This is a genomic window from Paenibacillus sp. J31P316, assembly GCF_056269105.1.
In genome coordinates, this window is record NZ_JBWDNI010000002.1 from 942378 (window position 1) to 966928 (window position 24551).

32 protein-coding genes and 1 tRNA gene are annotated in these 24551 nt (G+C 53.4%); 2 read left to right on the forward strand and 31 right to left on the reverse strand.

Features of this window, described 5'->3' with window-relative positions; all coding sequences use genetic code 11:
- Positions 1 to 3: 3 nt before the first annotated feature.
- The 27 genes from mtrB to AC0YNU_RS09835 form a co-directional block, all read right to left on the reverse strand.
- Positions 4 to 225, reverse strand: a complete 222-nt coding sequence (gene mtrB / locus AC0YNU_RS09705) for a trp RNA-binding attenuation protein MtrB (RefSeq protein ID WP_161697276.1) — start codon at positions 223 to 225, stop codon at positions 4 to 6.
- Between the two features lie 147 nt (positions 226 to 372).
- Positions 373 to 449: transfer RNA gene (locus AC0YNU_RS09710), tRNA-Pro, on the reverse strand.
- Between the two features lie 162 nt (positions 450 to 611).
- Entirely contained in the window at positions 612 to 887 is a 276-nt protein-coding gene (locus tag AC0YNU_RS09715) for an HU family DNA-binding protein (protein ID WP_090976740.1), read from the reverse strand.
- A gap of 332 nt (positions 888 to 1219) precedes the next feature.
- Entirely contained in the window at positions 1220 to 2698 is a 1479-nt protein-coding gene (gene spoIVA / locus AC0YNU_RS09720; protein ID WP_475755666.1) for a stage IV sporulation protein A, read from the reverse strand.
- A gap of 339 nt (positions 2699 to 3037) precedes the next feature.
- On the reverse strand, positions 3038 to 3769 hold the full coding sequence (locus AC0YNU_RS09725) for a hypothetical protein (RefSeq protein WP_475755668.1): 732 nt from the start codon (positions 3767 to 3769) through the stop codon (positions 3038 to 3040).
- Between the two features lie 60 nt (positions 3770 to 3829).
- Positions 3830 to 4177 carry a 2Fe-2S iron-sulfur cluster-binding protein gene (locus tag AC0YNU_RS09730; protein ID WP_475755670.1) on the reverse strand — a complete coding sequence of 116 codons (348 nt, stop codon included), beginning with the start codon at positions 4175 to 4177 and terminating at the stop codon, positions 3830 to 3832.
- A gap of 25 nt (positions 4178 to 4202) precedes the next feature.
- Positions 4203 to 4784: a nucleotidyltransferase family protein gene (locus tag AC0YNU_RS09735; protein WP_475755672.1), complete on the reverse strand. Its 582-nt coding sequence runs from the start codon at positions 4782 to 4784 to the stop codon at positions 4203 to 4205.
- A gap of 17 nt (positions 4785 to 4801) precedes the next feature.
- Complete coding sequence (locus tag AC0YNU_RS09740; RefSeq protein WP_475755674.1) at positions 4802 to 5098, reverse strand: 2Fe-2S iron-sulfur cluster-binding protein; 297 nt, start codon at positions 5096 to 5098, stop codon at positions 4802 to 4804.
- Positions 5099 to 5140: 42 nt separating this feature from the next.
- Positions 5141 to 5320, reverse strand: a complete 180-nt coding sequence (locus AC0YNU_RS09745) for a DUF2768 family protein (protein ID WP_475755676.1) — start codon at positions 5318 to 5320, stop codon at positions 5141 to 5143.
- Between the two features lie 289 nt (positions 5321 to 5609).
- Positions 5610 to 5891, reverse strand: a complete 282-nt coding sequence (locus AC0YNU_RS09750; protein ID WP_475755678.1) for a stage VI sporulation protein F — start codon at positions 5889 to 5891, stop codon at positions 5610 to 5612.
- 161 nt (positions 5892 to 6052) lie between these two features.
- Positions 6053 to 7075 carry an NAD(P)H-dependent glycerol-3-phosphate dehydrogenase gene (locus AC0YNU_RS09755; RefSeq protein WP_475755680.1) on the reverse strand — a complete coding sequence of 341 codons (1023 nt, stop codon included), beginning with the start codon at positions 7073 to 7075 and terminating at the stop codon, positions 6053 to 6055.
- Between the two features lie 12 nt (positions 7076 to 7087).
- Positions 7088 to 7684 (reverse strand): glycerol-3-phosphate 1-O-acyltransferase PlsY, encoded by a 597-nt coding sequence (gene plsY / locus AC0YNU_RS09760; RefSeq protein WP_475755681.1) that lies wholly within the window; start codon positions 7682 to 7684, stop codon positions 7088 to 7090.
- A gap of 160 nt (positions 7685 to 7844) precedes the next feature.
- Entirely contained in the window at positions 7845 to 9167 is a 1323-nt protein-coding gene (gene der, locus AC0YNU_RS09765) for a ribosome biogenesis GTPase Der (RefSeq protein ID WP_475755683.1), read from the reverse strand.
- Between the two features lie 149 nt (positions 9168 to 9316).
- A complete protein-coding gene (locus tag AC0YNU_RS09770; protein WP_475755686.1) occupies positions 9317 to 9502 on the reverse strand; it encodes a capping complex subunit for YIEGIA in 186 nt (61 codons plus the stop codon).
- A complete protein-coding gene (locus tag AC0YNU_RS09775; protein ID WP_475755688.1) occupies positions 9495 to 10433 on the reverse strand; it encodes a YIEGIA family protein in 939 nt (312 codons plus the stop codon). The genes AC0YNU_RS09770 and AC0YNU_RS09775 overlap by 8 nt, the downstream gene beginning before the upstream one ends.
- Before the next feature lie 2 nt (positions 10434 to 10435).
- Complete coding sequence (locus tag AC0YNU_RS09780; protein ID WP_475755690.1) at positions 10436 to 11065, reverse strand: YphA family membrane protein; 630 nt, start codon at positions 11063 to 11065, stop codon at positions 10436 to 10438.
- Positions 11066 to 11229: 164 nt separating this feature from the next.
- Positions 11230 to 12489: a 30S ribosomal protein S1 gene (rpsA, locus tag AC0YNU_RS09785; protein WP_161696474.1), complete on the reverse strand. Its 1260-nt coding sequence runs from the start codon at positions 12487 to 12489 to the stop codon at positions 11230 to 11232.
- 107 nt (positions 12490 to 12596) lie between these two features.
- Positions 12597 to 13172 (reverse strand): lysophospholipid acyltransferase family protein, encoded by a 576-nt coding sequence (locus tag AC0YNU_RS09790; protein ID WP_475755693.1) that lies wholly within the window; start codon positions 13170 to 13172, stop codon positions 12597 to 12599.
- 3 nt (positions 13173 to 13175) lie between these two features.
- Entirely contained in the window at positions 13176 to 13871 is a 696-nt protein-coding gene (cmk, locus tag AC0YNU_RS09795) for a (d)CMP kinase (RefSeq protein ID WP_475756245.1), read from the reverse strand.
- A gap of 236 nt (positions 13872 to 14107) precedes the next feature.
- Complete coding sequence (locus AC0YNU_RS09800; protein WP_475755695.1) at positions 14108 to 14281, reverse strand: hypothetical protein; 174 nt, start codon at positions 14279 to 14281, stop codon at positions 14108 to 14110.
- A 126-nt stretch (positions 14282 to 14407) separates the two neighbouring features.
- Positions 14408 to 15061, reverse strand: coding sequence for a flagellar brake protein (locus AC0YNU_RS09805; RefSeq protein ID WP_475755697.1), 654 nt, complete (start codon positions 15059 to 15061; stop codon positions 14408 to 14410).
- 140 nt (positions 15062 to 15201) lie between these two features.
- Complete coding sequence (gene ypeB, locus AC0YNU_RS09810; protein WP_475755699.1) at positions 15202 to 16542, reverse strand: germination protein YpeB; 1341 nt, start codon at positions 16540 to 16542, stop codon at positions 15202 to 15204.
- Between the two features lie 102 nt (positions 16543 to 16644).
- The gene (locus AC0YNU_RS09815) at positions 16645 to 16806 is read right to left on the reverse strand and encodes a hypothetical protein (RefSeq protein ID WP_475755702.1); all 162 of its coding nucleotides are present in this window, start codon (positions 16804 to 16806) and stop codon (positions 16645 to 16647) included.
- A gap of 110 nt (positions 16807 to 16916) precedes the next feature.
- On the reverse strand, positions 16917 to 17615 hold the full coding sequence (prsW, locus tag AC0YNU_RS09820; RefSeq protein ID WP_475755704.1) for a glutamic-type intramembrane protease PrsW: 699 nt from the start codon (positions 17613 to 17615) through the stop codon (positions 16917 to 16919).
- A gap of 67 nt (positions 17616 to 17682) precedes the next feature.
- Positions 17683 to 18924 (reverse strand): Glu/Leu/Phe/Val family dehydrogenase, encoded by a 1242-nt coding sequence (locus tag AC0YNU_RS09825; protein WP_475756247.1) that lies wholly within the window; start codon positions 18922 to 18924, stop codon positions 17683 to 17685.
- Between the two features lie 153 nt (positions 18925 to 19077).
- Positions 19078 to 19683 (reverse strand): genetic competence negative regulator, encoded by a 606-nt coding sequence (locus tag AC0YNU_RS09830; RefSeq protein WP_475755706.1) that lies wholly within the window; start codon positions 19681 to 19683, stop codon positions 19078 to 19080.
- Between the two features lie 257 nt (positions 19684 to 19940).
- Positions 19941 to 20258 carry a hypothetical protein gene (locus AC0YNU_RS09835; protein WP_475755708.1) on the reverse strand — a complete coding sequence of 106 codons (318 nt, stop codon included), beginning with the start codon at positions 20256 to 20258 and terminating at the stop codon, positions 19941 to 19943.
- Between the two features lie 186 nt (positions 20259 to 20444).
- On the opposite strand from AC0YNU_RS09835, the gene AC0YNU_RS09840 reads away from it, so the two are divergent.
- Positions 20445 to 21419 carry a polysaccharide deacetylase family protein gene (locus tag AC0YNU_RS09840; RefSeq protein ID WP_475755710.1) on the forward strand — a complete coding sequence of 325 codons (975 nt, stop codon included), beginning with the start codon at positions 20445 to 20447 and terminating at the stop codon, positions 21417 to 21419.
- On the opposite strand, the gene AC0YNU_RS09845 is transcribed toward AC0YNU_RS09840, so the two are convergent.
- The 3 genes from AC0YNU_RS09845 to AC0YNU_RS09855 are packed head-to-tail and all read right to left on the reverse strand — an operon-like array spanning position 21385 to position 23110.
- Entirely contained in the window at positions 21385 to 22224 is an 840-nt protein-coding gene (locus AC0YNU_RS09845; protein WP_475755712.1) for a metallophosphoesterase, read from the reverse strand. The genes AC0YNU_RS09840 and AC0YNU_RS09845 overlap by 35 nt on opposite strands.
- Before the next feature lie 29 nt (positions 22225 to 22253).
- Positions 22254 to 22520, reverse strand: coding sequence for a hypothetical protein (locus AC0YNU_RS09850; protein WP_475755714.1), 267 nt, complete (start codon positions 22518 to 22520; stop codon positions 22254 to 22256).
- On the reverse strand, positions 22517 to 23110 hold the full coding sequence (locus tag AC0YNU_RS09855; protein WP_475755716.1) for a lysostaphin resistance A-like protein: 594 nt from the start codon (positions 23108 to 23110) through the stop codon (positions 22517 to 22519). The genes AC0YNU_RS09850 and AC0YNU_RS09855 overlap by 4 nt, the downstream gene beginning before the upstream one ends.
- Positions 23111 to 23216: 106 nt before the next feature.
- On the opposite strand from AC0YNU_RS09855, the gene AC0YNU_RS09860 reads away from it, so the two are divergent.
- On the forward strand, positions 23217 to 24140 hold the full coding sequence (locus AC0YNU_RS09860) for a hypothetical protein (RefSeq protein WP_475755718.1): 924 nt from the start codon (positions 23217 to 23219) through the stop codon (positions 24138 to 24140).
- Here AC0YNU_RS09860 and AC0YNU_RS09865 read toward each other — a convergent pair whose 3' ends face one another.
- Positions 24141 to 24467 carry a rhodanese-like domain-containing protein gene (locus AC0YNU_RS09865; protein WP_475755720.1) on the reverse strand — a complete coding sequence of 109 codons (327 nt, stop codon included), beginning with the start codon at positions 24465 to 24467 and terminating at the stop codon, positions 24141 to 24143.
- Positions 24468 to 24551: the final 84 nt, after the last annotated feature.

The following is a 24551-nucleotide window of genomic DNA, read 5'->3' on the forward strand; positions in this document are numbered from 1 at the left end:
TTTTCATTCAACCTCCGTATCGATGGTCCCGTATTTAGTCATTACGGTCGCTTTGCCGCGGATTTTGATGGCCGACGTATGATCCGTAAATTGACAGATGAGCAATTCGCCTTTATCGAGCTTCTCGGTGTGATGGAATTTCGTATCCTGTCCGCGAGTCAAGCCAATGACCTGAACGCCCTGCGCTTTAGCTTTCACGATTATGTATTCACCATTCTGGTCCATCATGTGCGCTGCCCTCCTCATGAGATCGAAATCGGATTGTTCGACCAGCACGCCGCTTCGGGTAAAGCATCACGTCGTCCTGATATTTAAAAAACTGCCCCCGAAAAGCTTCATCGAGAAAGCAGCCGTAGCTTGATATGCGAGAACTGGTCGGGTGTACCGGATTTGAACTGGCGACCTCTACCACCCCAAGGTAGCGCTCTACCAAGCTGAGCTAACACCCGACGTGCGATATGCAGCTCCGACAGCCGGAACCGCAAACAAAAGTCTACTGGAATTGCTTTCGGTTGTCAATAGAGGCAGGGCGTGCGCAAGCGCCTGCCGTCCATCGAAAAACGCCCGGATGCGAGTCGCATCCGGGCGTTATCAAACGGCAATGCCGCTTCTTATTTGGAGACCAAATCTTTCAGCGATTTACCAGCTTTGAAAGACGGGATCTTGCTGGCCGGGATGTCGATCTCTTCGCCCGTTTGCGGGTTGCGCCCTTTGCGCGCTTCGCGGCTTTTTACCTCGAAGTTGCCGAAGCCCACCAATTGTACTTTATCGCCGCCTTGCAGCGAGTCGGAGATGGCATCAAATACGGCATCAACCGCTTTGGAAGCATCTTTCTTGGAAAGGTCAGTCAATTCGGCTACTTTCGCAATCAGTTCCGTTTTGTTCATTTCTTTCACCTCCCCTGACGGCAGTTAAAAGGCACATCAATATCATTCTGTGTTACCGAAACCCCGGAATTTATACCTGACGGCTCCGGTGAGAAGAAATTCCGGTATGTGCAATTCCTGCATACTGAACCTAGAACAGATTTATAGTAATACAGTTGGCTATACGATTTCAAGAGGGAGGAGGCGTTTTCGCAGAAGAATCGCTGTTTTTCTACGCTTTTTTCCCTATTTGGCGATTGTTGGGCACACTTTTTCCATCCTTTGGGGCTGCAGATTCCTATAAATGAAAAAGAGACACGCGAATGCGTGCCTCTTTCGAGCCTCTGCGACCGTTACAGGATAATCGCGATCAGACCGCCGGAGCCTTCATTGATGATTCTTCCCAGCGTTTCCTGAAGCTTGTAGCGGGCGTTATCCGGCATCATGGCGATTTTGCCTTGGATGCCTTCCCTTACGATGGAATGGAGCGAGCGGCCGAAAATATCGGATTCCCAGATCTTGATGGGATCGTTCTCGAAATCCTGCATTAAGTATCGGACGAGCTCCTCGCTCTGCTTCTCCGTACCGATGATCGGCGCGAATTCGGATTCGACGTCGACGCGGATCATGTGGATGGACGGCGCCGTCGCCTTCAGGCGGACGCCGAAGCGCGAGCCTTGGCGGATAAGCTCCGGTTCGTCGAGCGCCATTTCCGCAAGGGAAGGAGCCGCGATGCCGTAGCCGGTCGTTTTGACCATTTCCAGCGCTTCCGCGAATCGATCGTATTCTCTCTTCGCATGGGAGAAGTCCTGCATGAGCTGAAGCAGATGGTCCTTGCCGCGGATTTCGACGCCGACCACTTCCATCAGGATTTGGTCATACAGTTCATCCGGCGCATAGAGATCGATCTCTGCCACGCCCTGGCCCATGTTCATGCCGCTCAGGCCGGCCCTTGCGATGAACTCGTATTCCATGAACTGCGATACGACGCGATCGACGTCGCGCAAACGGCGGATATCCTTGACCGTGTCGCGGACGGAGTTCTCGTAGTTGCTCCGCAGCCAGTGATTGTCGTTCAACACCATGACCCAACTCGGAAGATTGACGTTCACTTCGTGTACCGGGAACTCGTAGAGCACCTCGCGCAGCACGGACATGACCTCTTCCTCGCCCATCGAAGCAACGCTGAGCGTGATAACCGGAATATCATACTTCGCCTGCAGCTCATTGCGCAGCTGAAGCGCCTCTTCGCTCTTAGGACGCGTAGAGTTGACGATCAGCACGAACGGCTTGCCGACCTCCTTCAGCTCGCTTACGACGCGTTCCTCGGCTTCAACGTACGAACTGCGCGGTATTTCAGCAATCGTGCCGTCGGTCGTGACGACGACGCCGAGCGTAGAATGCTCCTGAATGACTTTGCGCGTGCCGATCTCGGCTGCTTCCTGGAATGGGATCGGCTCTTCGAACCACGGCGTCGTGATCATGCGCGGGCCGTTCTCGTCCTCGTAGCCTTTCGCGCCGACGACGGCGTAACCGACGCAGTCGACCAGTCTGATGTTAACGTCAAGCCCCTCGGCAACGCGCAGCTGCACCGCTTGATTCGGCACGAACTTCGGCTCCGTGGTCATGATCGTTTTGCCTGCAGCACTCTGAGGCAGTTCATCGATAGCTCTCACCCGATCGGCATCATTCGTGATGTTCGGCAGCACAACCGTCTCCATGAACCGCTTGATGAAGGTTGATTTGCCCGTGCGGACTGCACCAACGACGCCGAGGTAAATATCCCCGCCGGTTCGTTCGGCAATGTCCTTGAAAATGTCCACTTTCTCCACTGAATATCCCCTCCCAATCGTATTTCGCCTGTACATGGACGTACCGTAACTGCTGCTTTCCTCCTGCTGTGTGTCGTCAGGTTTCGCCGCTACCCGCCTGCCGCGAGAGCATGCAAGCGACGCAACTCGTACATGATTTTGGACTAGTAATAGCTTATTGCGTTTGTCTCATGTTTATGACGACCGGAGAGATGAAATCTTTCGATTTCCAAGAGAGCTTCGTTCCATTACGCCTTCCAAGATTGAGATATATGAGAGAAAGGGCTCCGCTATGCCTGAACGATAAAAAAACTCCTGCCGCTGGCAGGAGCTAATGGGGTGGAATTTTCAGTGTTATGGCTATTTCAGCACGGCTTGCGGATCTCCGTTCACGAGCCGGTAAGCCGGGGATTTGACGGGAACGAAATCCGAGTTCTCGACCAGCAGCGTACGCAAATCCGCTTTAGGATCCAGCGCATTTCCGTTCGAAAGCTTGTTCTTCTGCTGCATGATGTCAGGTCCGTAGTCGAGATAGACCTTACCCTTAGGGTCCATCATCGCCGTTAGCAGACTGCCTGAGAATACGCTTCGCAGCTCCGGCTCTTTGACGTCCAAGGCATCGTAATCGATCGCCGCAAACGAAGGATACAGCTCTTTGCCGGCCGGCAATTTGCCGTCATGCGCATCGGAATAAGCCTTCACCGAAGCTTCCAAATCGTTCATCTTCTGATAGACCACGAGATTCATCAGCTTAACGGTAGGATCCTTCTCTTCGTTGATCACGAGAAAATAGTAGCTTCCACCCTTCTCGTAGGCAGACTCCGGTATCGATGACACGTAATTCATCCGCTGCAGCTTATCGAAATCAACCTTGAACTTCTCGTAAACCGGCGTATCCGCCTCGCTGTTCTGAATCGGAAGCAGTCCCGTATCCTTCTGAAATTGATCAATGACCGTTTGTACGGTTAGTATGGCGTCTTTCGGCGGCTTCTGATATTGTCCCATCTGATCCTTCGGATACAGACATCCGGACAGGAGCGCTGTCATGCATGCCAGCACGATGACGGCAGCCGCGCTTCTAAGGCCTTTCATGATACGATTATCCTCCTAGGTTGCATAGGCGAGCAATTCCGTTTCAGCGGAACGAACAGCCTACCATAATTCATCTTCTTCAGCCTGACGCATCATCTGTTTGCGGACGGCGGCGCGATACGGATCTTCGGGCACCTCGACGACGGCGCGTCCGAATATTCTTGCTTGGCAGGCCAGTCTGGTCCCTGAGCGGTCCAGCCCTGCCAGCTTACGTCGTTCGTTATCGTTCAGCGGCGACAGCCCCGAGGAGCTGTGGGGCATGGTTACCTTGCACATGAGACATGACGCCTTGCCGTCACAGCGCGTGCGGATCGGAACGCCGGCTCTTCTCGCGGCATCCAACACGGTCGTCCCTGCGCGCACCACGGCGCTGCGTCCGGAAGGGAGAAACGTTATTTCCACATTCACGGGAACCCCTGCTTCCATCGTTCATCTAGTTTACCGTCAGCAATTGCGCGGCTTGTTCCTGCAAGGCTGCGGAGAAGCGGTTTCGATCGGCGATCAGCCTCACGGCATCTAGGTGGAGCTCGCGCTCCTCGCGAATGCAGCGGCCGATCAGTTCCATTCGGTCCTGCCTTGCCCGCAGCACGTTGAACCAAAGCTCGTGCGCCAGCGGCACGACGCCGACGGTATAAGCGCCGGCCTCCATGGTCAGCCTCAGCGGCTCCAGCACGGCTTCTACTTCGACGGCATACCGATCCGAGCCCGAATCGACGACAAAGCCGCCGACAAGCTCCACCTGTACGCCGTGTACGTCATAATGGCTGAGCAGCGACCGGTAAATCGGACTCACGCTCAGCGCCTGCTCGTCGACTGCGTATGGACGAAGCGCCGCATGAATCGTTCGTGCCGCTTCGTCGTCTGCGTAAATATCCAGGTCCCTGGGAGGCGCTGGCAGTTCAAGCCCTCGCAGCAGCAGCCCAGTACTGCCGCCTACGAGCCATTTCGCCCCGCTGGGCGAAACGGAAGCTGCAATGCGTACAAGCGCGTCCTCCAGCTGATCGAATACCGGCATCGATGATTGCCCTTTCATCAGAAATACGGCCGGTTGGCAGCTTTAATGAAGCCTGCGCCGGGTTTCATGATGGCTTGGCAGGCCAGACGGTAGCCTTCTTCGAATTCCTCCGGCTCCATCCGGTCCCATTCCTCGTCCGTGACTTCCTCCAGGAACTCCGCGCCTTCTTCAATCAGACAGCGGCATCTCGCGCATGTTCCTCGCGTACAAGAGAATGCCCAGTCCAAATTATGCTTGATCGCCGCATCCAGCAGGGACAATCCCGCTTCCGCTTCAACCGTTATGCTTTTCGTACGACTCTTCAGTTCCAGCATCGGTCTATCGTCCTTTCTCCATTCAATGTTCGCATGGTACCTTTACATGATGGAGATGAGTCCGAGAAATCCGCCGATTACGAGAAACACGAACGCGGTCAACGACAACGCGAGCCGCAAAAAACCTTTGGTCTTGAAACGTGCCAGCGAAATCATTACGGCTGCCAGCGCCATCAAGCCGATGCCCACGAAGGACACCCACATCTTCATCATTGGATCCATGCCGACTACTACCACCTTGTACATCCGATATTCGTTTTATTATACACTAGTGTCGATTGTTGGGCTACTTTTGCGCCGTACGAACCGGTATACGCGAGGCAGTGAAGACAGCGCCAGCCAAGCCGGCGTTCGTCCATTATTCTTCCAAGCGGAAATATAAGCGAAGCAAGGCTGCGACCATGAAGCAAGGCACCAACCTAGACTTCCTTATATTTAGAAAAGACTCCCGGATAACGCGATCTGACATTGCATCAGCAATGCCGGTCGCCTTACGCGGAAGTCGTTCCCGTTACTTCTTAAGCATCAGCTTCAGCAGCATTTCCATATTGTTCATATTCATGCCGCTTTTCTTGACGGCGCCAACGATATCGTTGATCGTTTTCTCCGTAACGGGCACCTTCGCCATCGCGGAGACGGATTGAATCAGCTTGCGAAGCTCATCTTCATCCTGCATCGTATTTTGATTCACGCCGCTTGCAAGCTTTTTGACCGCAGTCTCGGATACCGGCTTGCCGGTTTTTTTGTTGACGGCGTTCAGAACGTCTTTGGATAAATCCTTATTGCCGCTCATCGTTTCCCTCCTCCGCCTTATGACGGGCGTCACATGCACTGCAGCCGCCTGAATAGGGGCTGATAGCAGTTTATGAAGAAGGGCCAATGTTGGTGCGGGCCAGGATGCAAGGTGTACCGTACTTTCCATGCGGAATCGAACTCGCACCCGGTTCGACCAGCCTATATGCCTGCGGTTTCTTCCGTTTCGTGCGTGCGGCCCCTGCCCATCAGCGACTCTACCGCGCTCCGCGGCGATTTCTGCTGGAACAGCACTTGGTACAACTGCTCCGTGATCGGCATTTCAACGCCGAATTGCTGGGAAAGCTCGCGCGCGGCGCTCGTCGTCCTTACCCCTTCGACGACCATGCCCATCCGGTCCAGCACCGCGTCCAGGGAAAGCCCTTCCGCCAGCATGGAGCCCGCACGCCAATTGCGGCTGTGCTTGCTGGTGCACGTCACGACGAGGTCTCCGACCCCGGCAAGGCCCGCAAACGTCAACGGGTTGGCACCCATGGCATTGCCCAGCCGGCTGATCTCCGCGAGTCCACGCGTCAGCAGCGCCGCTTTGGCGTTGTCTCCAAAGCCAAGGCCATCCGTCAGGCCTGCGCCAAGCGCGATAATGTTCTTGATCGCACCGGCCACCTCGACGCCGACGACGTCTTTATTGGTATACACGCGAAAATAATTCGTAATGAACGCGTCCTGCGCCCGTTCGGCAGCCTCCATGCTGGAGGAAGCAACCACGACGGTCGTCGGCAGCTTGCGAACGACCTCTTCGGCATGGCTCGGTCCGGACAAGACGACCAGCCGCTCGTCGTCGATGGCCAGTTCTTCCGCAAGCACGGTCGTCATGCGCTTGAACGTGCCCGATTCAAAGCCTTTCGTTGCATGTACGACGATCGCTCCTTCATGCAAGTAAGGAGCAGCTTGCTTAGCCACATCGCGCATAGCGGCGGAGGGAGCCACGAACAGCAGCAGCTCCGCCCCGCGAACGGCTTGTTCCATATCCGTCGTAGCCGTAATCCGCTCAGGCAGGACCGCTTCCTTCAAATACCGGCCGTTCGTACGCTGCGTATTGATTTCTTCGACCTGCGCTTCGTTTCTAGACCATAGCGCGACATCGAAGCCGTTATCCGCGAGCACGGCAGCCAGCGCGGTTCCCCAGCTGCCGGCAACGAGCACGGCTGCTTTACGTTTGTTCATGTGCGTGCCTCCTTACCCTTTTCTGGCGCCGAGTTTATTCTCTTTCCCTTGTACCAGCTTAACGATATTCGTCCGATGACGAACGAACGCCAGCAGACAGATGACGAGTGCCGCCCATACGTATGATTGCGGCTTGTCCCCGAAATTCCAAATAAAAATCGGCACCAGCAGCGCGAAGATCAAGGAGCCGAGCGAGACGAAACGCGTAAGGGCAATCGAAATAATAGCCACCACGCCTGCGATCAGCGTCGGAACGATCGCCAAGGAGGCCATGACGCCGACAGTCGTCGCGATGCCTTTGCCGCCCTTGAAGCCGAACCATACCGGCCAATTATGGCCCGCAATCGCCGCTAAGCCGCATAACACCGGTCCCCAGTCGCCGCCGGCCGCATAAATGCCCAAGATGACCGCAACGATCCCCTTGGCGATATCCAGTAAAAATACCGTGATGCCCGGGCCTTTGCCAAGCACGCGCATCGTATTCGTCGCTCCGGCGTTGCCGCTTCCGTAATTCCGAATGTCGATGCCCTTGACCCATTTGGCAATCAAAATGCTGAATGAAATCGAACCTAATAAATAACTAATGAGAACTGTAAGCACGGTGACCACGTTTCGCTCGCCTCTTTCGAATAAGTCATGTCCCGGACAGCCGCCGCAGCTCGGAGTCGACCAGTCCGCTTGTGTTGACAGGGAAACTGGTGCCCTCTTGACAAGGGCACCAGCTTCGTTTCCGAAGCCTCTGCTCCGTGCGCGGAATGCGCGGACGGGCTTAGTCTTCGTCTGATTTTTTACGGGTAAAGATGCGAACCGGCGTCCCCTCGAATTGGAACGCGGCACGGATCTTGTTCTCCAGGTAGCGTTCATACGAGAAATGCATCATGTCGGGATCGTTCGCGAACAACACGATCGTAGGCGGCTTAACCGCTACTTGAGTTGCGTAGTTAATGCGCAGTCGCTTGCCTTTGTCGGACGGCGGAGGATTGATCGCAATCGCATCCGAGACGACGTCGTTCAGCAGATGCGTCGGAATGCGCATCGCATGCTGCTCCGATACATGCACGACGACCGGCAGAAGCTTATGCAAACGCGATTTCGTCAGTGCCGAGAGGAAGATGACAGGCGCATACGTCATGAACAGGAAATGATCTCTGATATTCTGTTCGAATTTATGCATCGTCTTGTCGTCTTTCTCGACGACGTCCCATTTGTTGACGACGAAGATCGCCGCTTTGCCCGCTTCATGCGCATAACCGGCAATATGCTTGTCCTGCTCGATAATACCTTCTTCGCCGTTAATGAGCACAAGCACCACGTCGGCGCGTTCGATCGCCTTCAGCGCACGCATAACGCTGTATTTCTCCGTCGTTTCGTACACTTTGCCGCGTTTGCGCATACCGGCCGTATCGATCAGCACGTACTTCTGTCCGTCCCGTTCGAACGGCGTATCGATCGCGTCACGGGTCGTACCTGCTACGTTGCTGACGATAACGCGTTCTTCGCCGAGCAGCGCATTGACAAGCGATGACTTCCCTACGTTCGGACGGCCGATGAGCGCAACGCGGATCACATCGTCTTCGTACTGCTCTTCCTCGATTTCGGGCAGCTTCTCGACCGCCGCATCCAGCAAATCGCCGATTCCAATGCCATGGGCTCCGGAAATCGCGATCGGGTCGCCGAATCCAAGATTGTAAAACTCATAGATTTCGTCTACGCGGCTCAAGTTATCCACTTTGTTGACCGCGACGACGATCGGTTTCCGCGAACGAAGCAGCATTTGCGCCACTTCATCGTCCGCGTGGGTTAGTCCGGCCTTGGCGTCGACCATAAAAACAATGACATCGGCTTCTTCGACGGCCAACTCGGCCTGCATCCGGACGGATTTCATGATTTCGTCCTCGCCGTCGATTTCGATGCCTCCAGTATCCACGATACTGAAAGCCCGGCCGTTCCATTCACCGGAACCGTACAGCCGGTCCCGCGTCACGCCTGGCTTGTCTTCTACGATTGCCAACCGGTCGCCGATGACGCGGTTAAAAATCGTAGACTTACCCACGTTTGGCCGCCCAACGATGGCGATAATGGGTTTAGACATAGTTTCACTCCTCAATATAGAAACGGCTTTGCGCCGTTTTAATAAGCGGGACTTGATAGATCCCTGACATGCTTAGGTCAACCATGAAGGGGCTTGCTCCACACTCACGCCTACCATCATAGCAAAAAACAGCGGGATTGGCTAACTTTTCATTCTTGGTGATGGTCGACGAGTATGAAGCTCCCGTTTTTCAAGTCGTGCGCAATCGCATCCAATATCTTCTCAAGGAGGAATGCTGTCGATTCCCGTTTCTCCGTGTCGGGTTCGACGAATATCGGGGCTCCGCCGCCAACGCGTTCATGTTCATTCGTCACGATCGCCACGATTTTAGCCATGCTGCTTTTCCTCCCCTTTGTTGACGCTTGCTTCAGTCGGCATCCGAACGGCGGACTCGAGAATGGGAACCTTGAGTACGACGGCCTTCGCCTTCGCGGCATCTTTCTCCTGCGGGAGCAGAAATATGGCTAGCCTGCCGTCCTTCATGTCCAGCTTGGCCATTGGAACGAGCGCAGGTTCGCCATCATCGCGATAGACGCCGAGAATCGTAGACAGATCGAAGAGGATGGCCTGCCGCTGACCCAAATTGCTGAGCGTCGCTTTCCCGTTCGGGTTGAACGGCGTCAAGATAATGCCGAGCCCTCGCTCCGCAATGATTTGTTGGTTCGACGACAATCCGACATTCATGATATAAATATCGCCAACCAAGAGATCAGGGCCGTTCTGAACCACTTCAGCGATCTCCGCTTTCGCAATATGCGATATGGACTTGCCGGATTTGAGCGCATTTACAAAAACCAGCGTTAATACGCCCATAACTAGGCCGAAAGGAAGACCGAGCGCTAAGGAGGCCAAACTCGTCAGCAATGAGGTTAAGATGACCAAATAATTACGGCTCTCGAAAACCATCGCTATCCCTTCAATATAAGTCGACCCTCTCGACACAAGCTCCATGCTGTCGATCTTTGACAACGTCTGGCGCTCCATATTGCGCACATCTCGGAATTGCTGCGCTGCAAGGGTAAGGAACGTGATCGCGGTAAAATCTTTCTTATACAATGCGGGAATCGCAACGGCTCCCAGCGCTGCCGCGATGATGCCAAGCGAAATGTGAATGATCCGCCCGTGAGGGTATGTAGGATATTGGCGATAGTCCGTTCGTAGCATCATTAATCGGGAGCCTACTCCAAATGCTACACCGAGCATAATGCCGTATAGTACATGATGAGGCTCACCCGCCTTCAAGTGCACCCATAGATGATTCCACATGACTACGACCTTCCTCCCTCTTCGCCTGAACGTCTTTCGACAAATTCGAGTGTCCGTTCCTTGACCCACATCTTGAAGCAGCTCATGATTCTCGCTGCCGTCAGCGCAATCGCAAGTCCATCCCACCATGCCAGCGTGCCGATCAGCAGTGGCGAGGAAGGTGCGGCCGGTCCCAAATAACGACTGCTCAGCGTAATGATCCCGCTGAAAACAACAATCGTAACATGAGACTTGAACCGATCAGCGAGGAGACCCGCGAACAATCCCGCAAGCACGGGTCCGTCCCAGCGCGGATGAATGATGACGAATACGGGATCCATGGCATAGATGTAGCGCATCCATGCCCACATGAATCCGGTCAACAGCGCAGAGAACAACACGAAGAGCATGCTGCCGGGTTGGCGAATCAATAGCAATAACACGACTGCCGTACCAAGGATAAACACTGCGCTGCCGGTCACGACGATATCATTCAGGAGAGAAAAGCGTATAAACTGAAGCGCGCAGACAGAGGCAAGAAACGTACCGATGACGCGTATCGGCAAGCTGTCGGCAACAGCCCGTTCCCATCCCGTAAAATAAAGGATCGCCGCCATCGACATCAGCCAAAGCGCTATGAAACCGTCATTCATGTCTTCTCCCCCCCTTTATTGCCCTTATTATGCGCCTCAGCCCATTCCCCTTATCCCCGTTGTCCTCTTCACCTTGCGGTTTAAACACATAAAAAAGCCGTTTATTCGCGGATACCCGCGAGATAAACGGCTTTACTATTTCTATGATTCCTTCTGGGAATCGATTATTTCAATTTGCTCAGCTTGTCGCCGAAGCGCTCAGCCAGCGTGAAGCTCATGCTCTCATTGCTGAGGCTTACGTTCGGATTGTTCAGCTCGACTTTAGGACCGCGGGATCCACGATCTCCACGCTCGCCGCGTTCGCTGCGTTCTCTTTCAGGACGAGCCGGTTGCTCCGGAGCTTCTTCCGTTTCTTTGATGCTCAGGCTAACGCGTTTCTCAGCCGGGTTGAAGTCAAGAATTTTCGCTTGCACTTCTTGGCCTTCTTGAACGACTTCGTTAGGCGTTGCCACGTGGCGGTGAGCCAGCTGCGAGATGTGAACAAGACCTTCAACGCCCGGCGCGATTTCAACGAATACGCCGAAGCTTACGATGCGGCGAACCGTACCCGTAACGATATCGCCCACGTTGAAGCTGCCTGTCGCGCTTTCCCAAGGACCTGGTTGAGCCGCTTTGATGCTGAGGCTGATTTTGCCTGCAGCCGGATCAACTTTCAGCACTTTCACGCGAACCGCTTGACCTTCGGCTACAACATCCTTCGGATGCGCAACATGCTGCCAGGACAATTCGGACACGTGAACAAGGCCGTCGATGCCGCCGATATCCACGAATGCGCCGAATGGCGTCAAGCGTTGAACCGTACCGTCGATTTCTTGACCGATTTGCAGGTTGCCGATGATCGATTGTTTGTTTTGTTCAAACTCTTGATCCAGCACTTCTTTCGCGGACAAGATGACTTTATTGTTCTCGCGGTCGATTTCTTTTACTTTTACACGGATCTTGCGGCCCTTGTAATCGCTGAAATCTTCTACGAAATGACGCTCAACCATGGAGGCAGGAATGAATCCGCGCACGCCGATGTCAGCAACCAAGCCGCCTTTAACGACGTCGGCTACCGTAACTTCCAGAACTTCGCCGGCTTCGAATTGGCTTTGCAGAACATCCCATGCTTTCTCGTTGTCGATCGCTTTTTTCGAAAGAACGAGTTTTGCTTTCTCGTCATCGATGCTGACGACTTTCAATTGCACTTCTTGACCCACTTGAACGGCTTCAGCCGCGTTCTCGAGTTGAACCGAGGAAAGTTCACGAAGTGGAATAACGCCGTCATATTTATATCCAAGGCTAACAGTCGCTTGGTTATCTTCGATTTTGACGATCGTACCATTCACGATGTCCCCTTTTTTCAAGGACACGAAATTATCCAAAGCATCCTGGCTGATTACTTCCGCCGCTGCGGATTCTTGAACTTTTGTTTCTTCTGACATTTGAAATAACCTCCTCAATTCATACCCCAACTTTATTTAAACGTGAAGCCGCCTTTTGAATCACCGGGGGCGGGCCCACCGTTTAAAACATGAATAACGTGTAATAATTACCCTTCCTTCACCATCCTGCGAATATTGGCCATGATGGTTTCCGTCACTCTCTCCAGCACATCGGATGAAGAATCTTGAATGAAGTCCGATAAATCAATGGGCTTGCCATACTTGATGCGCATCTTGCTGAAGATTCTGTACTTTCCGATAATCGCGACCGGAATGACTGTAGCGCCGCTTCTAAGCGCGATCATCGCTGCACCCTTCTTGCCCGCGCTGTCTCCGGCCGATCTGGAACCTTCCGGGAAGATTCCCATTACCTTGCCTTCTTTCAGCAAGTTGATCGCCGTGCGTATGGCCTCCTTGCTGACACCCCCGCGTTTAACCGGGAAAGCGCCGAGCGAACGGATGAACGGGCCGAACAGCGGGACGTTGAACAACTCTGCCTTCGCCATGTAATGAACCTTGCGGTCCACTTTCGTGCCGACGGTCGTCGGATCAAGCAGGCTGAGATGATTGGAGCAGAGCACGACGGGACCTGAAGAAGGAATGTTCTCCAAGCCGCTCGCTTCGAAGCGGAATAGGAAGGCGTAAATGATGCGCAGCAGACTGCGGCAAATGCTGTATAGCATAGTTTACTTCGCCTCCACCGTTTTGGTTCGGCATAAGTCTAGAATAAGTGCAACGACTTGGTCAATCGAGAGCTCCGTGCTGTCGATTACTTCCGCGTCCTTCGCACAAATCAAAGGCGAAATTTCCCTGCGCTCGTCGCTGCGGTCGCGCTCCTCGATCTCCCTTTCCAGCTGATGCAGGGGAACTTGCGCGTTCCCGCTCAACTCCTGGAAACGTCTTAGCGCGCGCACCTTCACGCTGGCCATAAGAAAAACCTTTACTTCCGCGTTAGGCAGCACGTGCGTGCCGATATCGCGTCCGTCCATGACGATGCCTTTGGTGTCGGCCAGTCCCCGTTGCAGCTCGACCAGTTTGAGCCTGACGGGTTCGTGGGAAGCGATTTGCGATACGATCAGTGTCACTTCGCGAGTTCGGATAGCCGACGTGATATTCTCACCATTCAGCCAAACCGTCTGTCCTTCACCGCCGGGTGCCAGCACGATCTTTAACGTTTGAACGAGCTTACCCAGCCTGTCCGAATCGTCAGGGGTGATGCCCGCACCAATTGCAGCATAAGCAACGGCTCTGTACATTGCACCCGTATCAATGTAAATGTAACCAAGTTGTTCAGCGACTTTGCGGGCGACGGTACTCTTGCCGGCTCCTGCCGGTCCGTCGATTGCCACATTAATACGGCCGCTGATGCTTCCCCCATTCATGCCCAAGCGGTGTTTGACCTCCTTGAAATTCGGGCAGCGGCTGCCACCTTGCTCTAATCGTCATTAAAAAAGCAGGCTTTGCCTGCGATAGTAAAAATTATACCACAGTAGACTAGGAAGTGCAAAGAATGCAGACAGGCGGAAGAAGCGGCTGACGCCTTCTCTCGAAGGCGGCGGAACAGGCTTGACCCTCGATTACAGAAGAATAGAAGAGAAGCAATTCGACTTCTCCCGATTCAAAAAGGGGTTCCTTCCAGCCTGTCCACGCCCGTCACCCACATTCGGACTTGCGGAATTTGAAGCGCAAGCTGACTTGCTGCGATCGCGATCAGCAGCCCGATGACGATCCATTTAAGAATCTTCGTCACTTGATCGGCTGCCGCGATGTATGAACTCTGCGACTTTTGCAACGCGAACAATGCCTCCCCGCAGGCACGTCCTAACGATACGCCGGATGATGGCGGACATTGGAGGTTGCGCCTTGGATAAGGCTAGTTTTTCCACGATTGGAATCCTTATTCATGACGCGAACGGAATTATCGTTTGCGATAATCCAATTGCCGCTCGAAACAGAATCGAATGATCCGCTGCCGCTCGCTGTCCAATATTTTGGCAAATTTAGCCATGACCTGATGCTTGCCGTTCTCGAGCGTGATCACTCTAACGACCTCCGCTTTGAATTGGGAGTGGTCGACGGAGCCATTCCGATAAGGTACGAGCAGCCAGCAATCAAGCTGCGTCCCTTGCGCGATCGGCCATTTGGCATCCGTCATGAAGGAAATGCCGCCGCCGCCCACGTCGTCGGTCATGCCGATGAAACGAATGTTGCCGGACAACTGAATCGCGATTTCAAGCTCAGCGGAGACCCGCAGGAAATGACGTCGTTGAATCTTCGTAATGGATTCCGGATCCGGCTTGCGGACGCGGACCAATCTCACGATATCTTCTTTGAATCCGAGCACATGCGTATTGAAGTAACTCTTCACGCCTTCTTGCGTCAAAAAATACGCGGAGAGTTCATCGCCGAGGAAGAGCCGCTTCAAACGTCCCGTCCCCTCAAGAATCGGAACCTCGATCAACAGCTCATCGTCGGTGCTGTCCGCGATTCTCGCTTTATATTCCAACGCAGCCTCTTCTTCGTCGGACGAAGCAACTTGCAGGTATAAAATCTGATTAATGATTGGCAGCAATTGGCTTCCCTCCCCATTTTTTTGATTATAGCACAGCATGTCGAAATTTGGGGACTGGTTTGTGCACCCTGCTGATTCACGGCTTTCGTCCACAAAAAAACGAGGCGATAAGCACAACCTGTGCCTATCGCCTCGCTCTATCAATCCGGCAGCTGCTCGATGGATTCCTCCGCGCCGGTGTCCGCATTTACGTAAATTTTGTAACCGGATCCGTTGATGCTGCCCACGAATTCATAGCAGAGCACTTCCTGATCCGCATCGTTGTCGATCAACGCCAGCTGCTCCCGGTTCACTTTAAAGTCCGCGTTCAGCGCGGCCCGAGCATCCGCGCTCATCAGCTTCGGCTTCGGCAGCTTGCGTTTGCGATGCTCGTACACGTAGTCGGCAGCTTGAAGCGCTACTGCCTCCCCATTGTCCCGCGCGATTTTGACCGTCAGCTTCGCCGGATAAATCAGCACCCCGTCCTGGCTCATGACAAAGGTAAATGCCGCCGTTTGGTCGCCGTCATCGTACGAGACGGCTTTCATCTCGGGATAACCGTGTCGAGCGAGGAAATCGGCCGCTTTGCGCTTCGAATCCTCGATGCTGACGACCGTTTTGCCGATATCGCGCGAATTTTCGAACCAGATCAGCTGCGCGCCTTTCTGCGTGAAGTCCATCTCGATCGGATTGTCCGCTTTGTTCGCTTTATAGGTGGCGGAGAAGGAGGAATATTCGGTTCCTTTTCCGTTCTCCACGACGCGTATGTCCTTGGCCTTCGCCGCATCGAGCTTAAGGAATTTGGCTGCAAGGCGCCGAACTTCCTCAGGGGTGCTCATATGTCCGCCCAGCATCTTGACGGTTCGCTTCTGGTACATGCTCGCCACCGAAGGCCCCCAATTGATTTCAGGGTATTCGCTGACTTTCTTGTCCACCGTCTTGAAGCCGTCAATGATCGTATTATCGAGCGTCGACTTCTCCGTAGCCAGCGCAACCTCGACGTCCATCCAGCGCAAATTGTTCGCGATAACCTTATCCTGCACGCCGTACAGCGATTTGGAAATTTCGGCCGAATCCGCATACAGCGTCTTGAGCGTCTTGAACTCGTCCGGACTAAGCGGCTGCTTGGTTAAATCACGGACGGATGTCTTGTACGAGAAATTGGCGATCTTAGACAGAAACTCCTCTGTCTTGCTGAACGGCAGCAGCGTCAACGGCAGTTGATTGATCTCGCTCTGTGCCTCGCTCGTTAGCCGCCAAGAATTAACGAGTCCTTTCCGCTGGAAGCCTTGCGACGCACTGTTGACGGCAAGCGTATTGCCGAGCTGGTGGTGAAGCTGGTCCACGTGATACGACAAATCGTGAAAGGCGCGCTGATACTGGTTCTCGGCCTTGATCAAAATCGAATTTTTCTCCTGATGCTCTTGATAGCCCCAGTAGATGGAACCGATAAAAAACAGCGTCATAACCGGAAACAGCACAGCGCTTAAGCGACGATACATATAGCAAAAGCTCCTTTCGTATGCAAACCCTGGTGTTAGTTTGGTTTGCCGAAAGGAGCTTTATGCATTTTTGGGAAGATTTCCTGCGCCCGCACCAGCGGATTAGAGCGCCAATTCTTCAATATCGAAATCTTGTATGTTGTTGCATAGGCATTGCTTGAATCCCGTGTCGATCCTGTCTTTCTCCCTGCGTCCGCGCAGCACGAACTTCTCTCCGCAGTGATTGCAGCGGATCGCGACTTTTATGCGAGCTGCTGTTTCCATCGTTTCCTCCTGAACAAGTTGTGAGCGAAGCCGGCGCAAGTGCTTCTAGCACCGCGAACCGGTTCCGGGCAATGCATGTAGGCATTTTCTCATTATTATGGACGGAAATGTCACAGCTTAATCTCTTCTTCACGACCGATCAGCCTGAAAGGCGAGCCCGCGTTCGCGCGGTTGATTCTTCGGACGCCCTTGAACCACAAGTAGACCATGAGCGGCACGATGAACCACACCCAATACGTCGAGCCGGAGCCCATAATGTAATCGTATAAGCCATGCTCAAGCAGCGGTACGGCTGCTGCAAGGATCAAGAAGCGGCGCTTCGCCTTCTTTACCGAGGCGAATTTGGCCTTGCCAAGGTAATAGCCCATCGTGACGCCGAACAGCGCATGGCCAGACACCGGCAGCAGCGCACGGATAAGAAGAGAACCAACCGTCATCGGCTGATACACCGCGTAAAGTACGTTCTCGACAGTCGCGAAGCCCAGAGAAATCGCAGCCGCGTAGACGATGCCGTCATAGGGCTCGTCGAATTCCTTATGCTTGTAAATAATATGGTAGATCACAAACCATTTGACGAGTTCCTCAGCCCCGGCGGACACCGCGAATGAGAATACCACAGGTCCATTGCCGAGCCACAGCTCAAGTCCCCGCTGAATGACCATGATGGGAAGAACGATCAGGACGCCCATCAGAAATACTCGCAGCACCATATGAATCGGCTCTGCCTCATATCGGTCCTTTAAATAGAAATAAGTGAGCAGTGCCACGCCGGGAGCGACAGCGGCCGTAATAATTGAAAAAAGCAGCATCGTATGATTGTCACCATCCAGAAAGGAAAGCGTTCGCGTCCGCGGGGAAACGCCAAGTGCCGTTTCCTTACACCCATCCCCGCAGGCGGACCGCTTCCGCCATTTTACGCACGCCGACCATATAAGCAGCCAGCCGCATATCAACTTTTTTGAGCGTATGCAGTTCGTAGACATTATTGAATCCGCGGACCATCATTTCCCGCAGCTTGTCGTCCACTTCGGTTTCCGTCCAGTAATAGCCTTGATTGTTCTGCACCCATTCGAAATACGAAACGATAACGCCTCCGGCGCTCGCAAGCACGTCGGGAATAAGCAATATGCCCTTGTCCGTGACCATGCGGGTCGCTTCAAGCGTAGTCGGGCCATTGGCGGCCTCCACTATGATTTTAGCACGAATCTGGTCCGCGTTGCTTGCCGTTATTTGGTTCTCGATCGCGGCTGGCACGAGCACGTCGCATTCCAACGACAAAAGCTCTTCATTGGAAATCGTATCTTTGAACAAATTGGTCACTGTCCCGAACGAATCGCGCCGGTCCATCAAATCTTCGATGTCCAATCCTTGTTCATTATACAACGCTCCGTTCACATCGGAAATAGCAATTACTTTGGCCCCGGCATCATGCATGAATTTGGCGAGGAAGCTGCCGGCATTACCGAAGCCTTGAATGACGACGCGGGAGCCCGCGACGGCGATGCCCTTCTTGGACATGGCCTCGTCGATCATGATGGCGACGCCTTTAGCGGTCGCGCTTTCCCGTCCGAGCGAGCCTCCCAGTACGAGCGGCTTGCCCGTGATGAAGCCAGGGGAATCGAATTCGCGGATGCGGCTGTATTCATCCATCATCCAGGCCATGATCTGCGCGTTCGTCATCACGTCGGGAGCAGGGATATCCTTGGTCGGTCCGACGATTTGGCTGATGGCTCTGACATATCCGCGGCTCAGCCGTTCCAGCTCGCGGAAAGACATTTTGCGGGGATCGCAAATAATGCCGCCTTTGCCTCCGCCGTAAGGCAGATTCGCGATGCCGCATTTGAGACTCATCCAGATCGACAGCGCCTTCACTTCAATCTCGTTAACGTCCGGATGGAAACGGACGCCTCCCTTGGTCGGTCCGACAGCATCGTTATGCTGCGCCCGGTATCCGATGAACACGCGGGTCTTGCCATCGTCCATGCGCACCGGAATGCGCACCGTAAGCAGCCGCATCGGTTCTTTCAGCAGCTCGATCATCTCGTCGCCGTAGCCCAGCTTCCGAAGTGCTTCTTCAATGACGATTTGCGTCGAAGTAAGCACGTTGTTGTTATCCATTCCAGTCAAAGGAATGTTCACCACCTTTTCCTTCAGTATGAACGGTCATTCCGCCAACTATGCGACTGCCGGAAGAACGGTATTCGGAAGAGAACAAAAAAGCACCAGCCATGCGGAAAATCCGCTGCCGATGCCTTCGCAGGAAAACTTTAATCAAAAATGAGTGCAAATTTCAAGCACCGCTTTGGCGGGTACGATCACTTTGCCGTATTCTTCGAGGACTGCGGTCGTTACGGATGCCGCTTCGCCGTACTCAGCCAATAAAGCAATCATGGCATGATAACGGGGAAGCTCGAAACCGACCGGCTCGAAGGCGAGCATATATTTGCCATTGTAGGCATAGAGACGTCCATCTTCAATCAAATCCACTGCTTTGAGCTGTTTGCAGACGGAGATGACATCCTCGATGTCCCGGAACGAATAAAGCACGATGTCGCTTTGTTCCAGCGTAACTTCCATCTCATAGACGTCTTCGTCATTCTCTTCTTCTTGCAGGTGGTCGTCCGATTTTCCGTTGACCTTGCCGCGCGTAACGATAACGACCATGCCTTGGGCTGGGAGCGCAAACACTTCAACGGCCAGAGGACCGCTTGCGTCAAAGCCGAGCTCGCTGTAGGCTTGATCCATCATCTCGCTGAAAAGCTCATGCACTTTCGGAATTTCGCGCCACATGTCTTCCTTCTGGATCCCACGCTCCAGCAAGTCGTCGAACGTCAGGAAGATTCGGATTTTGTCTTGATTGAGCCGTTCGATTTTCATGAATGGATCCTCCTTTTCGAATAGCATCTGCTTCGTGGTTGCGGAGCAAAAACCGTCTTCGAAAGCGCGCTGAACGCGGGTTGCATCTGTTATACACAGCGTATGTAGAAGCTGTGTTTTGGTGAATAATTTGTTCTTATTGCTATGTTAGCATGTCTGGGAAAGGAATGCACTAGTGCGCAAAAAAAAGAATCGCCGCCTTCCCGCTACTGTATATACGCAGCTGGAAAGGAAACGATTCGTTTTTTCTCAGATCATTAATGCGTCTTCGCTTCTGCCTTAATGTCTTCGACTTGCTGCTTCAACTCAGGGTCGCTGTTCAGCATCAGCTCAATTTGTCCCCATGTGTTCGCGGACTCTTTGGCGTGCGCGCTTGAACTCTTTGGGGCTGACGACATCATCTCGCCGGCGAATTTTCGGTTGACCACCGCGCCCATTGCTTTTCTCGACACGCTCGTCATCGCTTGTCCCGCCGCGCTTGTCGCCCATGCAAACATTCCCGGTCTTTTCTTAGCCATATACGACGCGGCCGCGGCGCCAGCCAGACCTCCAAGCAGAAATACGGACCATTTCATCGGGATTATCCTCCTCCAAAATGCTGCTGCACTCCGATTCCTTGTTAGTCTTGCCTGCCCTTCGCGCGGCCATTCCAGCACAAATTTAGGAAGAGCAAGGTTCGGATGTGAAAGGGACTGGTAATAATAAGAGACAAGGAATGCCAACTTCGCAGCTCGTGGCTGCGAGATCGGGAGGTCGAAAGAATGCAGCTATGTAAGGCAATACGAACGACGATGATTCTGATGCTGGCACTGACGGTAACCGCAGGATGCGCTTCCGCCAAGAATCCAACGAAACCGGACGGAGCCGTTCCAGAAAGCAGCAATAACGCTGAAAATAAAGGAAACGACGAGCGCTCCGATGCGAACGCTTCGCTGCAAGAGGATGTTCCGGCTGCCAGTTCGGACCAATCGGCCGGAGAGAAGCCAGAGAAGTCCGCTTCCGAAGGAAACGGCGCCAACGGTTCCAAACCAGCTATTAAACCCGCTCCTACCGCTCCGCCTCCGAAAAAAGACAAAAAGCTGTATCGCATGAATAGCGTATACAGCTTTGTTCCTATTAATAAAGAAACGACGAGCGGCAAAGTCGTGCTGCTGACATTCGACGACGGCCCCAAAGCCGACAAGACGGTCACCGCCTTGCTCGATATACTGGACAAGCATAAAGCGAAGGCCATCTTTTTCGTTAACGGCTACCGTGTAAAGCAGCATCCGGAATTGCTTCAAAAGATCGCCAGCCGCGGACAAACGATCGGCAATCACTCCTGGGACCATATCGATTTGAAGAAGGAAACGGAGGAAACCGTCAAGAAGCAAATCGGCGACGTGCAGGAAATCGCGAAACGCGCAACGGGCGCTTCGCCCGTATTCTTCCGTCCCCCGTTCGGTTCGGGCAACGATAAGGTGAAGAGCATTGTGCGCAGCCGCGGCATGCTCTATATGACCTGGTCCAACGGATCGCTGGATTGGGACAGCAGCACGAAGAATAAGCCGGATAGAGTGATTGCCAATGTGCTGGATCAGCTTCATCCCGGCGTCAACATCCTCATGCACGAGCTGCCATGGACAATAGAAGCGCTGGATAAGCTTCTAACGAAGCTGGAAGCGAAAGGCTACGGATTCATAGATCCGGATACGATCGATATTAGCTCCGGTCCAAGCGCGTCGACCGCAAAATAATGCGGTGCAGCTGCGCTTCCGTCCCCAGCCGGATCGGAAGTCTCGAGGTGCCAAAGCCGCAGCTGACGAACAGCCGCGGCTTCGTTGCTTTGCCGTTCAGTGGGAACCAACCCCGCCAATAGCCGGAATCGTCCTCGCCCCGCCAAGCCGGTCCAATTATCGGCAATGCAACCTGCCCGCCATGCGTATGGCCGGAAAGAATGAGATCAACGTACTCATCGCCTGTCAGCCTCTTCGCGATAATAGGATCGTGCGCAAGAAGGATGGTGAACAACTTCCCGCGACCGTCATCCATATCGGCCAGCGCAAGCTCAGGCTTGTCATGGAAGGTTCGCGGATCGTCAACCCCGGCAAGACGGATTCGGCTGCCGTCCCTTTTCTCCAAAATAACCGATTCGTTCACCAGCAGGCGGACCCGTTCCTCTTCCAGAAGCACCTCGTACGGTCGAATATCTTCATCATAATCATGATTGCCATGAACCATATAAATCGGGGCGACTTGCAGGAGCCGTCTGATATTATCGCGAATACGGGAAGACGGTACCGATTTCTCCCGCAAATCTCCCCCGATCAATACCAAGTCGGCGCCGCCGGCAGCCTTGAAGGTCTCGACCACTTCCTGCGGAATTTTCCTGCGATGCACATCGCTGATGAACAGCAGCGTCGTACCGTCGAACGCGTCCGGAAGCCGGTCGCATTCAACGATCTGTTCATCCAGCCGATAGCGGTAAGAATGCCACACCATATAGGCCAGCATAATGGCAGCCAAGGCTGCAGCAACAATTACAATACCTGCCAACAGCATTCGTTATCCTCCTCACCGGACTTTGCTGCCTAGTTGTTCAGACCGTATTCGAATTGTCTGCCCCACCACAACAAGCCAACCAGCAGCGCGATAAACAGCACGATCAGCAGCCTATAGAACCAGCGAGTCACTTGCTGCTTGTTCGATGGATGCGTCCTTTTTCTGGAGGGAAGAGGCAGCGCCTCTTCCTCATCCTTCTCCAAACCCCACTCCGCTTCCAGCGCCGCAGCGCTCTCATCCAAGACCACGTCCTGCGACGCGCCCTTTTTCTTGCCGAATTTCTGAACTCTGCTCATGCTTCCCTCCGAAAACGAATGACAAGCCCCATGACCAAATCAATGATGAAATGCGCGAGAATTGGCGCCAATAAAGTGCCTGTCTGGATGTAGATCCAACCGAGCGCGTAACTGATGCAGAACACGAGCCCCGTTGGAATCCAATGTCTTAGATATCGGACATGGATGGCCGCAAATATAATACTTGTCCAATAAGGACCGATATGATATTGCACAGCTCCTCTAAACAGCGTTTCCTCGCAGATCGCTACGATCAGGGACAAGACAGCAATATGCCATATCGGACGATTTCGGAAAATTCGATCGTTGACGCCGCCGTCATCGCTTGCTTCCTCCGGCACGAACCGCGCCGCGAGCATGTCGACAGCGATGACGGCCGCAGCTAGACCGAATCCCCAATAGACGAAATCCGGCGCATCGCCGGGCTTAAATAAATAAAAAGGATTGCGGCTCTGAAATAACAACCAAATAAAACCGATAACAAAAGTAATCGCTTGCGTCGCGTACAAATTAATGAGCAGCATCCGGTCATCGATTTCGTCGATGCGCAACGTTTTCAGCTTGATATTACGAAAATCGAATTTTTTCATGTCCTGCTCCTGCCATCCAAGGTTGATATTTCCTTTTCATAGGTTATATCCTATACTAGTGGGACATTCCGGAAAATTGTCGAAAAAAGGTACGAAGGGGAGTAACATGGAGAAACGACTCACACATTCTGAAATGCTCTATAGTCTTGGGTTTCTGTTCATGCTCGTTTTCGCAGTCGGCGCTTTTTTCTACGGCGTCAAAGTCGGTTCCGACAGAACGGAAGCGAAATTGGTTGAAACCACGAAGCATCTTAGCAGTAACAAGGGCGTTGCGGCCGCATATCAACAGCAGGATCTCGTATCCTTCTATCATACCGTATTTTTGCCTTATCGTGAATTTCAAAACGAATGGTTCTCCACCATGCGCAAGCTGACCGCGGGACAGCTGAACGACGTCAGCTCGGCCATGAAAGAACTATCGGGTTCGGCGAAGAAAACCTATGCGGAAGCTGAGCTTGCTTCCGTATCAAGAAATTCGCCGCTTCTCGATTCCGCTCAGCTGCAGCTGCTCAAGAGTCTGCGCATGTTTACGGAAGCCGCCCAGCGGGCAGCCGGATCGTCGAAGGATATGACACCCGACAAGCTGGTCAAAGCGCTTACGAAGGATGCTTATTACGTAGACGGCGTCAAATACGCCCTTGGCGGGCAGCAGGACTATTACGCAGCCATGCTGAAGTGGAGTTCATCCGTCAATCCCGATATCCCGGGCGATTATGAGAAAACGGCCGACGTCGGCATCGCGCAGTGGAAATCGCTGCCGCTAACGGTCAAAAACAAGCTCGCGGCCAACCAGCTGAACGCCCGCAAGACGCTCGCTTCCTTCTACCCGCAGGATCTGACCTCCCGAATCGATGAATTCATTCAATCCGGGCAAGCCGGCTCCATGAAGATGCGGACCGTCGATTCCATCGTCGATCTGCTCGTCAATACGGAAGCCGTGCGCGCAGGCGATTTCGGCGAAAGCAAAGCCGCGCTATACGGCAAAGAGCTGCTTCCGCAGCTCCCGTTCTTCTATCCGGAGAATGAATAATCAATCGTATTGGAATCCATCATAATGGGATACGGCAGCCATTCCACCAACGACGTTGGTAAGGCTGCCGTATCCTTTTTCGTTCAAATAACGGCATACTGCCTGACTTCGGACGCCATGCGCGCAGATGACGTAAACCGGTTTGTCCTCCGGCACCCTTTCCCACGTATCTTGGAACGTCGAAAGCGGCATAAGCGTGCTTCCTTGCAGATGATAATAGTCCCATTCTTCCTGCTCGCGGACATCTATGATTTGATCCGGATCAAGCTTGCTTTCCTGCAGTAATTGCCAGAAAACATCCGGCTGTATTTGGTTCCATCGCTCCAATTCAATCCCTCCCGTTTACGGTCGATCATAACGAAATTTTCACATTTGAGCAAGTTTTAAGCATTGCATTTATAGTTGTTCTTG

What these genes read in the sequence shown, in the direction of transcription:
- der (WP_475755683.1), bottom strand. Translation starts at nt 9,167, where the DNA reads ATGTCTAAACCCATTATCGCCATCGTTGGGCGGCCAAACGTGGGTAAG.
- AC0YNU_RS09850 (WP_475755714.1), bottom strand. Translation starts at nt 22,520, where the DNA reads ATGAGCAGAGTTCAGAAATTCGGCAAGAAAAAGGGCGCGTCGCAGGAC.
- cmk (WP_475756245.1), bottom strand. Translation starts at nt 13,871, where the DNA reads ATGAATGGGGGAAGCATCAGCGGCCGTATTAATGTGGCAATCGACGGA.
- AC0YNU_RS09790 (WP_475755693.1), bottom strand. Translation starts at nt 13,172, where the DNA reads ATGCTATACAGCATTTGCCGCAGTCTGCTGCGCATCATTTACGCCTTC.
- AC0YNU_RS09830 (WP_475755706.1), bottom strand. Translation starts at nt 19,683, where the DNA reads ATGAAAATCGAACGGCTCAATCAAGACAAAATCCGAATCTTCCTGACG.
- AC0YNU_RS09845 (WP_475755712.1), bottom strand. Translation starts at nt 22,224, where the DNA reads ATGCTGTTGGCAGGTATTGTAATTGTTGCTGCAGCCTTGGCTGCCATT.
- rpsA (WP_161696474.1), bottom strand. Translation starts at nt 12,489, where the DNA reads ATGTCAGAAGAAACAAAAGTTCAAGAATCCGCAGCGGCGGAAGTAATC.
- AC0YNU_RS09780 (WP_475755690.1), bottom strand. Translation starts at nt 11,065, where the DNA reads ATGAATGACGGTTTCATAGCGCTTTGGCTGATGTCGATGGCGGCGATC.
- ypeB (WP_475755699.1), bottom strand. Translation starts at nt 16,542, where the DNA reads ATGTATCGTCGCTTAAGCGCTGTGCTGTTTCCGGTTATGACGCTGTTT.
- AC0YNU_RS09860 (WP_475755718.1), top strand. Translation starts at nt 23,217, where the DNA reads ATGGAGAAACGACTCACACATTCTGAAATGCTCTATAGTCTTGGGTTT.
- AC0YNU_RS09725 (WP_475755668.1), bottom strand. Translation starts at nt 3,769, where the DNA reads ATGAAAGGCCTTAGAAGCGCGGCTGCCGTCATCGTGCTGGCATGCATG.
- AC0YNU_RS09745 (WP_475755676.1), bottom strand. Translation starts at nt 5,320, where the DNA reads ATGGATCCAATGATGAAGATGTGGGTGTCCTTCGTGGGCATCGGCTTG.
- AC0YNU_RS09770 (WP_475755686.1), bottom strand. Translation starts at nt 9,502, where the DNA reads ATGGCTAAAATCGTGGCGATCGTGACGAATGAACATGAACGCGTTGGC.
- AC0YNU_RS09840 (WP_475755710.1), top strand. Translation starts at nt 20,445, where the DNA reads ATGCAGCTATGTAAGGCAATACGAACGACGATGATTCTGATGCTGGCA.
- AC0YNU_RS09825 (WP_475756247.1), bottom strand. Translation starts at nt 18,924, where the DNA reads ATGGATAACAACAACGTGCTTACTTCGACGCAAATCGTCATTGAAGAA.
- AC0YNU_RS09775 (WP_475755688.1), bottom strand. Translation starts at nt 10,433, where the DNA reads ATGTGGAATCATCTATGGGTGCACTTGAAGGCGGGTGAGCCTCATCAT.
- mtrB (WP_161697276.1), bottom strand. Translation starts at nt 225, where the DNA reads ATGGACCAGAATGGTGAATACATAATCGTGAAAGCTAAAGCGCAGGGC.
- AC0YNU_RS09735 (WP_475755672.1), bottom strand. Translation starts at nt 4,784, where the DNA reads ATGCCGGTATTCGATCAGCTGGAGGACGCGCTTGTACGCATTGCAGCT.
- prsW (WP_475755704.1), bottom strand. Translation starts at nt 17,615, where the DNA reads ATGCTGCTTTTTTCAATTATTACGGCCGCTGTCGCTCCCGGCGTGGCA.
- AC0YNU_RS09715 (WP_090976740.1), bottom strand. Translation starts at nt 887, where the DNA reads ATGAACAAAACGGAACTGATTGCGAAAGTAGCCGAATTGACTGACCTT.
- AC0YNU_RS09855 (WP_475755716.1), bottom strand. Translation starts at nt 23,110, where the DNA reads ATGAAAAAATTCGATTTTCGTAATATCAAGCTGAAAACGTTGCGCATC.
- AC0YNU_RS09740 (WP_475755674.1), bottom strand. Translation starts at nt 5,098, where the DNA reads ATGCTGGAACTGAAGAGTCGTACGAAAAGCATAACGGTTGAAGCGGAA.
- AC0YNU_RS09835 (WP_475755708.1), bottom strand. Translation starts at nt 20,258, where the DNA reads ATGAAATGGTCCGTATTTCTGCTTGGAGGTCTGGCTGGCGCCGCGGCC.
- AC0YNU_RS09755 (WP_475755680.1), bottom strand. Translation starts at nt 7,075, where the DNA reads ATGAACAAACGTAAAGCAGCCGTGCTCGTTGCCGGCAGCTGGGGAACC.
- AC0YNU_RS09815 (WP_475755702.1), bottom strand. Translation starts at nt 16,806, where the DNA reads ATGGAAACAGCAGCTCGCATAAAAGTCGCGATCCGCTGCAATCACTGC.
- AC0YNU_RS09750 (WP_475755678.1), bottom strand. Translation starts at nt 5,891, where the DNA reads ATGAGCGGCAATAAGGATTTATCCAAAGACGTTCTGAACGCCGTCAAC.